This window comes from Aliiroseovarius zhejiangensis, assembly GCF_014656375.1.
GTDB lineage: Bacteria > Pseudomonadota > Alphaproteobacteria > Rhodobacterales > Rhodobacteraceae > Aliiroseovarius > Aliiroseovarius zhejiangensis.
In genome coordinates this window covers 271655-285974 of the sequence record NZ_BNCH01000004.1, presented here as the reverse complement: position 1 = coordinate 285974, position 14320 = coordinate 271655, and the positions used below count along the sequence as shown (strand labels likewise).

The window sequence follows — 14320 nt, the reverse complement described above, 5'->3', positions numbered from 1 at the left end:
TAGGGCGCAGGGCGCGCGCAATCTTGAGGATCGCTGCCTCAGGCAAGTTTGGGGATGTCCTGTTCTGTCGCCTGGTTTTGGCCCCGCCCAAGTACCCATTCCGGAAACGCGGCGGCCGGCATCGGCTTGGCAATCGAATAACCTTGCGCGTGATCGCAACCCAGTTTGACCAGCATCGCGTGCTCGGCATGTGTTTCGACGCCTTCGGCCACCGTGCCGACCTTCAATTGGTTCGCAATGGTCAGGATGGCCGAAAACATGTTCTGCTGGTCAGCATCGCTGTCGATATGGGTCACGAACGAGCGGTCGATCTTGATCCGGTGCACGTTGAACCGGGCGATGCTGGCGATGGCGGCGTTGCCGGTGCCAAAATCGTCGAGGTCTATCTTGCATCCAATCTCGGCCAGGGCGTTGACGTTGTGGATCGCGATATCGTCTTCGGTTTGGGTGATCACATCCTCGAGAATCTCGACCACTAGACGCGATGAGGCGATGTCGAATCGATCCAGTTCCCACCTGATCTTGTCGCTCAGGCAGGGATTGTTCAGTTCTTCGGCCGAGACATTGATTGCCACGGTTGGAACGGTCAGCCCTTCCCGATCCCAGTCACGCAGGGCGGACAGCGCGCCGTACAGTACGACTTCACCCAGTCGCTCCAACAGACCCGCCTTGGCGATCGCTGGCAGAAATGCACCGGGGGCGATCAATCCCATTGTCGGGTGCTGCCAGCGAGCCAGCGCTTCGCACCCGGTAAGGCGACCGGTTTTCACGCAGACCTGGGGCTGAAACCAGGGTGCTATCTGGCCTTCATCCAAAGCGCGAAGCAACGCTTCGCGATTGTGTTCGACGCGCCCGACACGTGGCGCCATGCCGTTGGAATAGGCGCGAATCGACCCCGGCCCAGCCTGCGTTGCGACGGACAGCGCGCTTTCGGCAGCGGCCAGAAGCGCATCGCCGCTTGCCCCGGGTGCGCGTCCGGGCAATGCGAAGCCAATGCAGGACGACAGCAGGACGCGTGTCTGTTCCAGCGAAATCGGTTCGCTGACCGTGGCTTGAAGGCGGGCGGCCAGTTGCAACGTGGCTTCCAGATCCGCGCGTTGGCGTTTGTCGATCGACAGGCCAAACCGGCCTGCCTCAAGCGCACAGATCAGGTCGGATTCGCGCAGCGCGGACCGCAGCCGGTCTGAGACGGTGCGGCAGATATGTTCGGTTCCCGCACGACCGAGTTGCTGAGTCAGCTTCTCGAAATCGTCGATTTCCAGAACCAGACAGGATTTTTCGAATGCCGCGTCGGGTTCAAACCCGCGATCCAGATGTTCCAGCAGTCTGTCCCGTTTGGGCAACCCTGTGACTGCGTCGATCCTTCGCGGTGAAGCGGTCGCCGGCCGGGTCACCGCGCCGCCAATGGCCAAAAGCCCCGGAAACAGGATGGCGACCAGCACCATCAGGGATTCGCCACCATACCAGTATGCAAAGATCATCGTGGCGGGCAGGAATGCCGCCAGATGCGGAGCCTTCAAGACCGCGCGAATACTTGATTTCACTTGCTCAGCACCCTGAACGATCGCCATGACAGGTTCCTTTTGTCGCGCGTCATACGTGCAAGGCGGCAACGCGTCGGCACCCCTTGCCTTGGGACAAAGTAGGAACGTGTGGTCAATCAGAGGTTAATGAACGACGGAATATTACCGCGAATTGTTTGTATCGCTGTCCGCATCCTGCGCTGTCGCCAGCGTCAGGTCTTTGAAATCAAACAGTTGCGGATCAAGAAGGTGGCTGGGGCGCGTGTTCATCAAGGCCTTGAACATGATCTGGCGACGGCCGGGAAAGTTGGCCTCCCACCCGTCTAGGATCTTTTTCACCTGCTGACGCTGCAATCCGTCCTGCGAGCCGCACAGGTCACAGGGAATGATGGGATAGTTCATCTGGGTCGCGAATCTTTCGCAATCCTCCTCGGCCACATGGGCAAGGGGGCGATAGACGAACAGGTCGCCTTCTTCGTTCACGAGCTTCGGCGGCATTGTGGCCAGCCGTCCGCCGTGAAACAGGTTCATGAAGAAAGTCTCCAGAATATCATCGCGGTGATGGCCTAACACCACGGCGGAACAGCCTTCTTCACGCGCGATCCGATAAAGGTTTCCCCGGCGCAGACGCGAGCAGAGCGAACAGAAGGTGCGGCCTTGCGGTATCTTGTCCATCACGATGGAATAGGTGTCTTCGTATTCGATCCGGTGTGGCACCTGCATCTTTTGCAGAAACTCGGGCAGGACGGTCGCGGGAAAGCCCGGTTGGCCCTGATCGAGATTGCAGGCCAGCAACTCGACCGGCAAGACACCCCGCCATTGCAGCTCGTGCAGGGCGGCCAGCATCGTGTAGCTGTCCTTGCCACCAGACAGACAGACCAGCCATTTCGCCCCGCGCTCGACCATCCCATATTGGTCCAGCGCCTCGCGCACATTGCGTATGATACGCTTGCGCAGCTTCTTGAACTCGGTGCTGGAAGGCGCGCCGTGAAACAGCGGATGAATGTCGTCCAATTGGTCGGGCATGAGATCGGTCATGAGCGGGCGTCTAAGCATTTTGGGGGCCTCTGGCAAGCGTTCAGACGTTTGGCTGCGCACCGAAGCGCGCCGCCTAACGCAGGTCGTGCCAGGGATGAGCCTTGGCGCGCCCATCCGCGGGAAGCCCCATGTCGCGGCGAAGGCCGGGAGGCAGATCATCCAGATACAGCGGCCGGCGAGGTCGGGCGAACAGGGCAGCTCGGATCACACGCCACCGGCCATGCCTGCGGATCAGGCCGACCAGTGTCGCCTCAAGCCGAAAAGGTGTTTTTCGAGGGCGGGGCGGAAGGGACAATGTGTCGGTCATTTTCGATCTCCTGTTGCGATGATCATGTCTTGTCGGACCTCAACCTGACTTGAGGTCAAACGTTTTCTGAACGCTGCCCCGCAGCCGGAACTGCGGGGCTGATTGATCAGAATCGCGGTTCAGGCACATTTGGTGGAGGGTGGCTGGGCGGAAGCCCGATGTCCCGCCGCAGGTGATCGGACAGGTTGTCCGTCAGCGGTCGCCGGGCGCGCGGGCTTGCAATTCGTGCAATCAGGACGCGGACGACACGCCACATGCCATGCCGCGCGACCAGATCGTCGATCAGATCGTTGAGCCGCAAAGGCTCGGATTGGAAGTTGGAGTCCATCATGGGTTGGTTACCGGTAGGCATACCGGCCCTCGTGTTTGGAATTATGGTTGGAAGGACACGCCGATACCGCAGCCTGCCGCGGACACAGCCAGGGCGTCGCGTCAGGTCGGGTGTCAGAAATGTCGGCAAGCCCGTTCGGGCGGTTTTGCGGGGCCGTTAGGCGCGCAATCCGGGGATTACGAGGCGGATATGCCCCACAGACCCGTAACGCGGCAGGCGAAAGGACGTGCGCTGGTGCTGGTCATGTAACGCCTCCTTCTGTTGCGAGCGTTTCAGGTGGTGTCGTTTTAGTGCGGTGACCGTAGATTTCAAGAAATGTGTTCCGAATGCCGCAGTATGTGGCGATTCGGCAACATCCGGCTCAGTCGGGTCGGTTGTGATCGCAATCCGTGCCCGGCACCGGGTCATAACCGCACGACCCCCACGGGTTGCAGCGTGCGATCCGTTTGGCGGCCATCCAGCCGCCCTTTATCGCGCCGTGCGTCTGCAGCGCCTCAAGCGCATAGGCGCTGCAAGTGGGTTGATAGCGACAGCTCCAGCCGACCCACGGGCTCAGCACCAGACGATAGGCCCGGATGGGCAGGGACAGAAGATAAGCGGCGGGGGTCATGATTTCTGGCGCGGAGTGTGGATCTGGTTGATGGCGCGGACAAGGTCCGCTGTCAGATCAACATAATCACGACCGGCGGTTTTTTCAGCGCGACCGATCAGCACGTAGTCCCAACCGGGTAGGCCATGGATCGGCAGAACCTCACGGGCAAGGGCCCTCAAGCGGCGTTTGGCACGGTTGCGGGCGACAGCATTGCCGACCTTTTTGGAACAGGTGAAACCAATGCGGATTTGCGCAGATGGCACGGGTTCCGTGTCCCGGCGCTTGCGGCCTTGCAGCAGAAAGGCGGGGGCGGGGGCGCGTCTGGCCCGCGCGGCGGCCAGAAAGTCCCGCCGCTGGGTCAGGGTGACCAGATCCGGACCGTCCGCCCAAACGGAAACCGCCGCAGGCCCTTCGGCCCCGGCGGTCTTCGTGTTGTCAGCTTTGGGCGCAGACATGCCTGCAGCCCCGGCGCTTATGCGCTCAGCGACTTCCGGCCACGTGCGCGACGTGCGTTCAGAATCTTGCGACCGGCTTTCGTTGCCATACGCGCACGGAAGCCGTGGCGGCGTTTGCGAACCAGGTTCGAAGGTTGGTAGGTGCGTTTCATCGCCCGTCTCCGTCATGTGCCCCCAATCCCGGTGGATTCGGAGCGTGTGTCATTCGAAGTCCGGTCTATAGGGGGCATTGACGGGCGAGTCAAATGCCAGATGACAGAAATTTTCAGCCTTTGTTACAGGCAGGAACGATTTTGTCAGCCCCGTTCAACCACGCGTGATGGGGGTGGGCAAGGGGCGGCTTTCCCCCCATCCTCTGATCAGATCAACGCGGCGTCTTGCCGCCCTTGCCGCGGAAACGCAGATGATGATGACCGAACAGAACTCCCAGACGCGGAAACAGGCCCAGCATCCCATGCTGCGCCGTCTGCCGCTGATCGCGATCGCCATCGTGGCGCTTGTCGGGGCATTCACTCTGCGTGACTACCTGAGCTTTGAGACGCTGGCGCAGAACCGCGAGGCGCTGTTGGCGTTTCGGGATGCCAATTACCTGATGACGGTGCTTGTCTTTATCCTGGCTTACGTCGTGATCGTCGGTTTCTCGCTTCCCGGCGCGACCATTGCCACGCTGACCGGCGGCTTCCTTTTCGCGACCTTTCCCGGTGTCTTGTTCAATGTCACGGCGGCCACGATCGGGGCCACGATCATCTTTCTGGCCGCCCGCTGGGGGTTGGGCGAGAAGCTGGCCGCGCGGATGGAGACCAGCGAAGGGAAGATAAAAGCGATCAAGGATGGCATCGACGAGAACCAGTGGTCGGTTCTGTTTCTGATCCGGCTGGTCCCGGCGGTTCCCTTTTTTGTCGCCAATCTGATCCCGGCCCTTGTCGGCGTGCCGCTGCATCGTTTTGTGATTTCGACTTTTCTGGGCATCATCCCAGGTGGCTTGGTCTATACCTCGGTCGGTGCAGGTCTGAGTGAGGTGTTCGCCCGAGAAGAAACGCCCGACCTGGGCATCATCTTTGAACCTCACATTCTGTTACCCATGCTGGGTCTGGCGGCACTGGCTGCGCTGCCCATGGTGCTGAAGCATTTCCGGAAAGGAACCTGACATGGCCGAACGGATCAAGGTCGACCTCTGCGTCATCGGCGGCGGGTCTGGCGGATTGTCGGTGACCTCTGGCGCAGTTCAGATGGGGGCGTCCGTGGTGCTTCTGGAAGGCCACAAGATGGGAGGGGACTGCCTGAACTATGGCTGTGTGCCGTCAAAGGCACTGCTGCACGCGGCAAAGGTCGGGATGGGGTGGGACGATGCCCATGACCATGTCAAGAAAACCATCGAGACCATCGAGCCGCACGATTCGGTCGAGAGGTTCGAAGGGCTGGGTGTGCGTGTCATTCAGGAGTACGGGCGATTCACATCAGAAACCGAGGTCGAGGCAGGCGACCACATCATCGAAGCACGCCGCTTCGTGATCGCCACCGGATCATCGCCTTTGGTGCCGCAGATTCCGGGGCTGGACAAGGTGCCGTATCTGACCAACGAAGCGCTTTTTGACCTGAAGGAACAGCCCAAACACCTGCTGATCATTGGCGGTGGTCCGATAGGACTGGAGATGGCGCAGGCCCATCGGCGGCTGGGCTGTGAGGTGACGGTGATCGAAGGCGCCAAGGCGCTGGGCAAGGACGACCCGGAAATGGCGGCACAGGTGTTGGATGCCCTGCGAGATGAGGGCATCGCTATCGAGGAGGAGGCGATGGCTGCCGAAGTGCGTGGCAAAGCTGGCGCGATTGAGGTCGAGGTGAAGGACGGTCGCGTCTTTAAAGGCTCGCACCTTCTGGTGGCGGTGGGGCGAAAAGCCAACACCGACAAGCTGAACCTGAACGCCGCAGGTATTGAACCCACGCGTGCAGGCATCAAGGTGGACGACAGCCTTCGCACGACGAACCGCAAGATCTATGCCATTGGCGATGTGGCGGGCGGGCTGCAATTCACCCATGTGGCGGGGTATCACGCGGGGGTCATCATCCGGTCTATGCTGTTTGGACTGCCATCCAAGCAACGCACGGACCACATCCCGTGGGCGACGTACACATCACCCGAACTGGCGCAAATCGGTCTGACCGAAGCCGAAGCGCGCGAAAAACATGGCGACAAGGTTGAGGTCGCCCGGTTCGATTTCACGGGCAATGATCGCGCCATCGCCACCCAACAAACCAACGGTCTGATCAAGGTGATGGTGGTCAAGGGCCGCCCGGTGGGCGCATCCATCGTCGGGCCGGACGCGGGCGAGATGATCAATCTTTGGGCGCTGGCGCTGGCCAATAACCTGAAAATGAGCCAGATCGCCGCGATGGTCGCGCCCTATCCCACGATGGCGGAAGTCAGCAAACGTGCAGCGGGGGCCTATTTCTCGCCGCGACTGTTTGATAACCCTTGGATCAAGCGGATTGTCGGTCTGGTGCAACGGGCCGTACCGTGATGTGAAAACAGCGGAGCGCGCGCCGTGTTCAACACCCTGTCTGGCCGTTTCCTGATCTTGACGACCCTGTTCGTCATGCTGGCCGAAGTGCTGATCTTCGTGCCGTCGGTGGCGCGGTTTCGCGAAGATTACCTGCGCACCCGGCTGGAGCGCGCGCAGATTGCATCGCTTGTGCTTCTGGCCGACGACATGATCGCTCCGGAACTGGAGGCCGAGCTCTTGGAAAACGCCGAGGTCTATAACGTCGTTCTGCGCCGCGATGAAGTGCGCGAGTTGATGTTGGCCTCGCCCATGCCGCAACCGGTCGACAAAAGTTTCGATCTGCGCCAGTCGACACCCTTTTCCCTGATCCGAGACGCCATGGCGCGCCTGTTCACCCCCGAACCCGAGGTGATCCGCGTGATCGGCGACCCGGTGCGCGAAGGCGGCTTGGTGATCGAGATCACGATGATGACCGGCAAGCTGCGCAGCGCGATGCTGGAATATGGCCGAAACATCTTCTATCTGTCGGCGGTCATTTCGGTGATTACCGCGGGGCTTTTGTTTGTCGCGGTGCGTTCGCTCATGGTGCGGCCGATCAAGCGGGTGGTGGGCAACATGAAGGACTATGCCATCGACCCCGAAGACGCGCGCCGGATTATCCAGCCCAGCACCAATGTGACCGAGCTGCGCGAAGCGGAGCTGGCCCTGAAAAGCCTTCAGACCGATCTGACCGGGGCGCTGAAGCAAAAGGAACGGCTGGCGCAGCTTGGCGGGGCGGTTGCCCGGATCAGCCACGATTTGCGCAACATCCTGACCACCGCCCAACTTTTCGCGGATCGCATGGAAAGCAGCAAGGATCCGATGGTGAAACGGGTGGGGCCGAAGCTCGTGAACTCGATCCAACGCGCGGTCAGCCTCTGTGAGAACACCCTGACCTTCGGCAAGGCGGAAGAGCCTGCGCCATCGCTGGGATGGGTGGTTCTGGCGGATCTTGCAGGCGACATCTTTGACAGTGAACGCCTGGCGGCGGGCGATCATGACGTGTCCTTTGCCGAGGACATCCCAACAGGCATGACCCTGCGCGCGGACCCGGAACAGCTTTACCGGATCCTGTCTAACCTCGTGCGGAATGCGCGTCAGGCGATCGTGGCCACCGGCAAACCCGGCGAGATCGCCGTGCAGGCGACCGAGACCAAGGATGATTGGCAAATCCGGGTGGCGGACACCGGGCCGGGCCTGCCCAAGCCCACGCAGGACCATCTGTTCCAACCCTTTGCCGGCACCAACCGCCGTGGCGGATCTGGCCTTGGGCTTGCCATCGCCGCCGAACTGGCGCGCGGACACGGGGGCACATTGGCGTTGGAGAAGACCGGCCCTGACGGCACCACGTTCATTCTGACCCTACCGAAAGAAGTCGCCCATGCCGATTAGCGCCGGGCTGGATCAGTCAGCGCCCTGAGGGACGCGAAACCTTTTGCAGACTGCACCGTCCTTCGTCCTGTAAGTGCGAAATCCCATCGCCTCATAATACCCCAGCCCTTCGGCATTTGTGGCCCCGATGGTCGCGTCGATATGCATGAGGCCTGCATCCCGAGCCGCCTTGGTCGTCGCGGCGAACAGGGCTTTTCCGACACCGCGCCGGGCTGCATTTGGTTTGACATGCGTGCCGATGATGCCCCAACCGGGCGTCACCCCATAGTTGTTGTCAGGCACCGCAAGCGACAGGGCCTGCATCCCAAGGATCGTACCATCGTCGTCCACTGCCACGCTGCATCGAATGCCATCGGGATTGTTGATGTAGTAATCACGAACGAACGCTTCGTCCCACGGTCGGCTTCGTTTCCCAAGGTCTGCCAGTTCTTTCAGGAAGATGCTGATGTCTGCCGCATCTTCCATCACCGCCCGTCGTGTTTCCACCGCATGTCCTCTTCTGGTTCGTGTCTTTCTATAGGTCGATTTCGATCTCGCCACCCGGATCGGCGGCGCGGCTTTGGCACAGGATCATGCTGCGCGCGCGCTGGGCATTGGAAAGGACGAAGTCACGGTGTTCCACCTCGCCCGCGAGCACGCCGCATTTGCAGACGCCACAGATCCCGTCTGAACACTTCACGTCCACATGAATGCCTGCCGCATTCAGCGCCTCGGCGGCAGTTTGGTCCTCAGGCACCTCGATCCGGCGCCCATCCTTCAGTGTCAGGGCGAAGGGATGGTTCTCATATTCCGGCTGTTCAGGCGGGGTGAAGTATTCAAGATGCCGGGCGGGTTCGGGAATGCCCTGACGCTCGGCGGCGTCCATCACTGCGCTCATGTAGCGATCCGCGCCGCAGCAATAGACATGGGCGCCATCAGGCGCGCCGGTCAGAATCGCATCGAAATCAGCCCGTGTGCCTTCGTCCGAGACATGCAGATGCACGCGATCCGCCCATGGCACCGCGGCGAGGTCGGCCAGGAACCCGGCCTCTGCCCGACGGCTGACCGAATAGTGCAGCGCGAAATCCGCACCGATGGCATGCAGCCGGTGGGCAAAGGCGATCATCGGCGTGATGCCGATCCCTCCGCCCATCAGGAAGGTCTTGGTGGCGCTTTCATCAAGTTCAAAGTGGTTGATTGGCTTTGCGACAAAGACTTTGCGGCCCTCGGTAAAGAATCTGTGCAGCAGGTCTGATCCGCCGCGCCCGTTCGGTTCGCGCAGGACGCCGATCTGATAGGTCATCCGGTCCGATGGATCGCCGGACAGCGAATATTGGCGCAGGTATTCGGGCGAAACCAGCACATCCAGATGCGCGCCCGCCGTCCATTCCGGCAGCGGCGTTCCGTCAAGCGATGCGAGCTCGTATTTCGTCACTCCTTCCGCCATCTGTTCAACGCGCTTCACCAGCAATTGCAGTACCGGGGCGTCATCGGGAATGGAATAGCGGTGGATCATCGTCATATCCCCGGATGCCAGCCGCGCACGGTATTCGCTGGCCGGGATCAACGCCTGATAGGCCGCGATGCCCGCCTCGCGGTCCATCGGGAACGGATAGGGATAAGGTGGTGGCGCAAGAGGGGCGGGGTAGACCGCCAGCGTCTGATCCTCGTAGCGTAAATCCAGATCACGGCTGAGGTCGCGGCGGTTCACCGGGTCGTCGGTCGGGTGATAGCCGCCATCCTCTCCAAGCTTCAGATCCCACCACCATTTCTTGGTGTCGTTCAGACCACCGTTGCCGACCGCATCATCCAGCCGGGCCAAGACCGGGGCCGCACCCGGCAGGTTCGACGCCGCCCAGCGGAACGGAGCCTGTGCAAACAGACCCTCAAGGTTCCAGGGGCAGGTTTTCATGCAACGCCCGCACATTGCCCCGCCGGGTTGGGTCACGCGATAGGTTGTGCATTTCTGGCTGTCGGACTTCCAGATCTCGTACCCGTTGAACATCAGTTTCGGTCCGGCCGTGATCGCCCCCGACGGGCATTCCCGCGCGCATTTGTTGCAGGCTTCGCAGAACTGTTGCAGGCCGAAGTCGATGGGTTTGTCATGCGCAATGGGCATGTCCGTCGTCACCACGCCCGATTTCAGGCGCGGGCCGAGATAGGGGTTCAGGATAACCTCGCCGATCCGGCTGACCTCGCCCAGGCCCGCCAGCAACAGCAAGGGCGGTTGCAGCACGGTCCCGTCCATCACGGTGTGCGCTTTGGCGGAATAGCCAAGGTTGCGAATGTGCTGCGCGATCACGCCGCCGATCAGCGAGAACCGAAGATAGGCCCTCATGGACTGGCTGACGGCGATCCAGTCGTCACCGGATGCGCCCTCCATCGTCTCAAACCCCTGATCGACGATCATTGAGATCGCCTGATCATGGGACGGGACGATTTCAACCCCTGTGGCGTCGTGGCTGTACCATGCCCAGTCGGGGCAGCGGCTGGTGCCAACGGCGTCGATGCCAAGGAAATAGCAGGCGGCCTTCAGCGCGGCGGCGTTCTCTATCGGGTCGTCAGGGCGGTTGGCTTGATCCGCGACGGGGCCGTCCTGCAACGGGGTCAACACCCCCAGGGCGCGGCGCTGGGCATAGCTGGGGGCCGCTTTGCGCACATGCATCCCACCGGTCGAACTGTCTTGCAGATGTTTGCCCATGTCGCCGAACTGCGCGCGGGCGAACATGTCTGCGCGTTTTGGCACGCGGGCAACATTGGGCTCGTCGATATAGGTAGTCGGCGCATCAACCCGCTTCAGACGCTCGAACGGGTGGGCGCCCATCACGTAGTCGCGTTTGGCATAAGGATCGCGGTTCAATGCGGATTTCGCACTCCGTGTCCCCAGCCACCACGCCGGACCGTTGATTTCGTGCCATGGTTGTTTCGAAAGGGCGGCAAGGGGCTTGTCGGGCGTCAACTGCATCTCGGTCGTGACGGCGGCCAGTCCAAATCGTGGGCCGATCCATGGGGCGACAACCTCCTGGCCTTCGACAGTGGCCAGCCCAGCCGTCACCGCCAGACGGTTCAAATCAACATCCGTCGCCGCCCCGGTATGCGCCTTGGCGTCGAACCCCAGAAGGCGCAGGTAGTTGGCGATGACAATGGCCGTCTCGGCTGCCAGCAGGCAGGCCCGCTGTGCCTGCGCCTCCATGATCCAAGCGGCCCCCGGCTCATCCGGTCTGGGGTCGCGGTGATATTCATAGAGAAAAACCAAAGCGTGCCGGTGGCTGCCGATCTCGCGCGGCGATGCCCCAAGGCTGTCACGCAACTCTGCCATCAACGCGTCGATCCCCGCCGCCAAAGTGCGTACTTCACGGCCGAGGAGCGATGTGACAAGCGCCTCAGTGTCCGGGTTCACGATCGGCTCGCCGAGAAAATCACCGGCCTTCAGATCCGCGATACCCACCATGGACGCGTCCGAGAAATACCCGAACGCTTTCAGATGCTCGGCGCGCGCGGTGGGATCATCGGGGATGGTGGCCCGCGCCGGGTTCACGTCGCCGTCCCGTATCGCGTCCAGTGCCGCCTGATACGGGGCCATTGCATTGACGATGCTGTCCGGTTGTTCGGCACGGTCAAAACGCACCGGGGTCAATGGGAGCAGGTCGGTCAGACCGTGATCCACGATTTCGCGCGTCAACCCTTTCAGCGGATAAGGCCCCAGATGTACCGGACGGTTCCTGGTGGAAAACAGCCGCACGCTCAGCCCGTGTCCGCGGGTGTGGCTTTGCCGGTATAGGCGGTCAGATACTCTGCGGGGATATCTTCGTCCCCGTAAAGCCCCAACAATACCCCGACACGACCCGCCCCGCCCTTGCGCCGTGCCACGATCTGGGCGTCCGTTACCGTGGTGCGCTGGGATTGCCGCCGCGCCCATTCAAACAGCTTGTCATAAAGCGCCGCAATGATGTCGGCATGATCATCCGATGCGCCCAGGTCGACCAACTCGTCGGGGTCGTTTTGCAAGTCAAACAGCATCGGGCGAAAGCCGCCTTCGGCATGCATCATCTTCCAGCGATCGGTCACGACCATGAACAGGCGGCAATCCTTTGGGTCCAGCCCCAGCCGGGTCGCCGCCCCCGAGGTCGAATAGTCATATTCGCTGATCGCAAATTCGCGCCACGCGGTGTTTTTCCCTTCCAGAACAGGCACCAGTGACCGGCCTTCAAGAATGTGTCGTGGCACCTCGCCTGCGGCCATGTCGACAAAGGTGGCGGCCAGGTCGATCTGTTCCACCAGCTTGTCGCAGACCGTGCCGCGCGTGGCATCGGCGGCAGGGCGCGGGTCGGCGATGATCAGCGGCACCCGCACCGATGGGTCGTGAAACAGATCTTTCTCTCCCAACCAGTGATCGCCAAGGTAATCGCCGTGATCCGAGGTCAGAACGATCACCGTGTTGTCGGCTTGCCCGCTGTCCTCAAGGTAATCCAGCAGCCGCCCCAACTGGTCGTCACATTGCTTGATCAGCCCCATATAGGCGGGGATCACGGTCTCGCGCACCTCGTCGCGCGAAAAGGCCGTGCCAATGCCGCCATCCATGTAGGCACCGTAAACCGGGTGCGGGTTGCGGCGTTCGGCGTCCGACCGGATCACGGGTTTGATGTCATCCACGCCATACATGTCGTGATACGGCGCGGGCACGATATAGGGCCAATGCGGCTTGATGAAGCTGACATGGGCGCACCACGGCCCGTTGCCTTTCTGCGCCTCGATGAAATCAATCGTGCGCCGCGTCAGCCAGGGGGTCTCGCTGTCTTCTTCGCGGATATTGGCGGGCTTGTCTGCGTGCATCATCAGAAAGCCGGAGGCGATGTCGCCCGCATCCGTGACACCCGCATTGGCATTGTGATGCCACGGGTTGTCGGACGGATAGCCCCTGGATTTCAGGTATTCGTTATAGGGCGACCGTTTCCGGTCATAAAACCCATCCGGTCCTTCTGCCCAAAGCCCATCGTCACGGACCCAGACATCAAATCCGCACTCTTCAACACGTGCGCCGATCACGCTGTCCGGTGACAGGCCCAGCCGCGCCATCCCTTCGGCATCGGCCTTCATATGGGTCTTGCCGATCAGCCAACAGTCCATCCCCGTCTTGCGCAGATGGTCACCCATGGTCATTTCGCCGACCTTCAGCGGGAAATTGTTGAACGACGCCCCGTGTGACGAGACATAGCGCCCGGTATAGGTGCTCATCCGGCTGGCGCCGCAGACGGGCGACTGGCAATAGGCGCGGTCAAACCGAACGCCGCGCGCGGCCACACGGTCGAAATTTGGGGTGTCGAGGGTCGGGTGTCCGGCACAGCTAAGGTAATCGAACCGCAACTGGTCATACATGATGAAAAGTATGTTTGGCACCATGCCCGCGTTCCCCTGCCACATCGTTCTGTTCGCAATGGAATCACTTGAGCATGGACGGAAAGACGGCGCCAGCCCATATTGGATTCAATATCCGTTTCTGGCGCGGAACCTTTCGATCTCGGCCGCCGTCGGGGTTTGGCCCGTAAACAGCGCCACATAGGCCGGCACACGTTCGATCCGAGCCACGGGGTCTTCCTCGATCTTCATCGAAATATAGCCGACCTGCGTGTAGAGGATCGCCATGGTCCGGACCTCGGCGTCATCCTCGGCATAGTCGAAACGGCGGAACATGTCCGACACGGCCTGTTTGCGGCGCGCATCGGCATCATCAAGCCGCTGCTTCAATGCCGGATCCTGCCGCGCCCAATGGCGGATCGCATTGTCAAGCGGCGCGTCGAACAGCGACGGGTTGAACCAGCAATCCTGCAGGTTGAACATCGCTTCGCAGATGGTTTCGGCATAGGCTTCGCAACGCGCCACCAGATTGCCGGTGTTCTTGTCTTCCCACCGCGCGATCATCGCGCTGAGCAACGCGTCCCGGTCACGAAAATGGTGATAGAACCCGGTGCGTGTCAGGCCAAGACGTTTGGCCAGCGGCATGACTTTCACGGCATCCACACCTGCCTCGATCAGCAATGCCATGGCCTCATCCAGCCACATCTGTTCCGAGGCGCGGGGGCGGGGGGACGTCATTTCATTCATACGGGCATTCTATTAAACTTGACGCAACTGTCAAATGTGCTGACATCTATGTCAGATGCGA

14 protein-coding genes are annotated in these 14320 nt (G+C 61.3%); 3 read left to right on the top strand and 11 right to left on the bottom strand.

Translation table 11 applies throughout. From position 1 onward, the window contains the following. Nucleotides 1-38: 38 nt before the first annotated feature. The 7 genes from IE188_RS11315 to rpmH form a co-directional block, all read right to left on the bottom strand. Nucleotides 39-1571, bottom strand: coding sequence for a putative bifunctional diguanylate cyclase/phosphodiesterase (locus IE188_RS11315; RefSeq protein WP_191286593.1), 1533 nt, complete (start codon nucleotides 1569-1571; stop codon nucleotides 39-41). Between the two features lie 114 nt (nucleotides 1572-1685). Continuing rightward, entirely contained in the window at nucleotides 1686-2549 is an 864-nt protein-coding gene (ttcA, locus tag IE188_RS11310) for a tRNA 2-thiocytidine(32) synthetase TtcA (RefSeq protein ID WP_191286673.1), read from the bottom strand. Nucleotides 2550-2634: 85 nt separating this feature from the next. After that, a complete protein-coding gene (locus tag IE188_RS11305) occupies nucleotides 2635-2868 on the bottom strand; it encodes a hypothetical protein (protein ID WP_191286592.1) in 234 nt (77 codons plus the stop codon). 106 nt (nucleotides 2869-2974) lie between these two features. Then, entirely contained in the window at nucleotides 2975-3220 is a 246-nt protein-coding gene (locus IE188_RS11300) for a DUF1127 domain-containing protein (RefSeq protein ID WP_191286591.1), read from the bottom strand. A 340-nt stretch (nucleotides 3221-3560) separates the two neighbouring features. Next, a complete protein-coding gene (gene yidD, locus IE188_RS11295; RefSeq protein ID WP_191286590.1) occupies nucleotides 3561-3809 on the bottom strand; it encodes a membrane protein insertion efficiency factor YidD in 249 nt (82 codons plus the stop codon). Beyond that, nucleotides 3806-4246 carry a ribonuclease P protein component gene (gene rnpA / locus IE188_RS11290; RefSeq protein ID WP_191286589.1) on the bottom strand — a complete coding sequence of 147 codons (441 nt, stop codon included), beginning with the start codon at nucleotides 4244-4246 and terminating at the stop codon, nucleotides 3806-3808. The genes yidD and rnpA overlap by 4 nt, the downstream gene beginning before the upstream one ends. A 17-nt stretch (nucleotides 4247-4263) precedes the next feature. Further along, nucleotides 4264-4398 (bottom strand): 50S ribosomal protein L34, encoded by a 135-nt coding sequence (gene rpmH / locus IE188_RS11285; protein ID WP_005980833.1) that lies wholly within the window; start codon nucleotides 4396-4398, stop codon nucleotides 4264-4266. Nucleotides 4399-4649: 251 nt separating this feature from the next. Between rpmH and IE188_RS11280 the strand changes: the two genes are divergently transcribed. The 3 genes from IE188_RS11280 to IE188_RS11270 are packed head-to-tail and all read left to right on the top strand — an operon-like array spanning nucleotide 4650 to nucleotide 8178. Beyond that, a complete protein-coding gene (locus tag IE188_RS11280; RefSeq protein WP_229836750.1) occupies nucleotides 4650-5393 on the top strand; it encodes a TVP38/TMEM64 family protein in 744 nt (247 codons plus the stop codon). Nucleotide 5394: 1 nt separating this feature from the next. Continuing rightward, nucleotides 5395-6765, top strand: a complete 1371-nt coding sequence (locus tag IE188_RS11275; RefSeq protein WP_191286588.1) for a dihydrolipoyl dehydrogenase family protein — start codon at nucleotides 5395-5397, stop codon at nucleotides 6763-6765. 24 nt (nucleotides 6766-6789) lie between these two features. Then, complete coding sequence (locus IE188_RS11270; protein ID WP_191286587.1) at nucleotides 6790-8178, top strand: sensor histidine kinase; 1389 nt, start codon at nucleotides 6790-6792, stop codon at nucleotides 8176-8178. Between the two features lie 12 nt (nucleotides 8179-8190). Here IE188_RS11270 and IE188_RS11265 read toward each other — a convergent pair whose 3' ends face one another. The 4 genes from IE188_RS11265 to IE188_RS11250 form a co-directional block, all read right to left on the bottom strand. Further along, on the bottom strand, nucleotides 8191-8664 hold the full coding sequence (locus tag IE188_RS11265) for a GNAT family N-acetyltransferase (RefSeq protein ID WP_229836748.1): 474 nt from the start codon (nucleotides 8662-8664) through the stop codon (nucleotides 8191-8193). 28 nt (nucleotides 8665-8692) lie between these two features. Beyond that, on the bottom strand, nucleotides 8693-11905 hold the full coding sequence (locus IE188_RS11260; RefSeq protein ID WP_191286671.1) for a reductive dehalogenase: 3213 nt from the start codon (nucleotides 11903-11905) through the stop codon (nucleotides 8693-8695). Beyond that, the gene (locus IE188_RS11255) at nucleotides 11902-13557 is read right to left on the bottom strand and encodes a sulfatase-like hydrolase/transferase (protein ID WP_191286585.1); all 1656 of its coding nucleotides are present in this window, start codon (nucleotides 13555-13557) and stop codon (nucleotides 11902-11904) included. The genes IE188_RS11260 and IE188_RS11255 overlap by 4 nt, the downstream gene beginning before the upstream one ends. Before the next feature lie 84 nt (nucleotides 13558-13641). Beyond that, nucleotides 13642-14259, bottom strand: coding sequence for a TetR/AcrR family transcriptional regulator (locus tag IE188_RS11250; protein ID WP_191286584.1), 618 nt, complete (start codon nucleotides 14257-14259; stop codon nucleotides 13642-13644). Nucleotides 14260-14320: the final 61 nt, after the last annotated feature.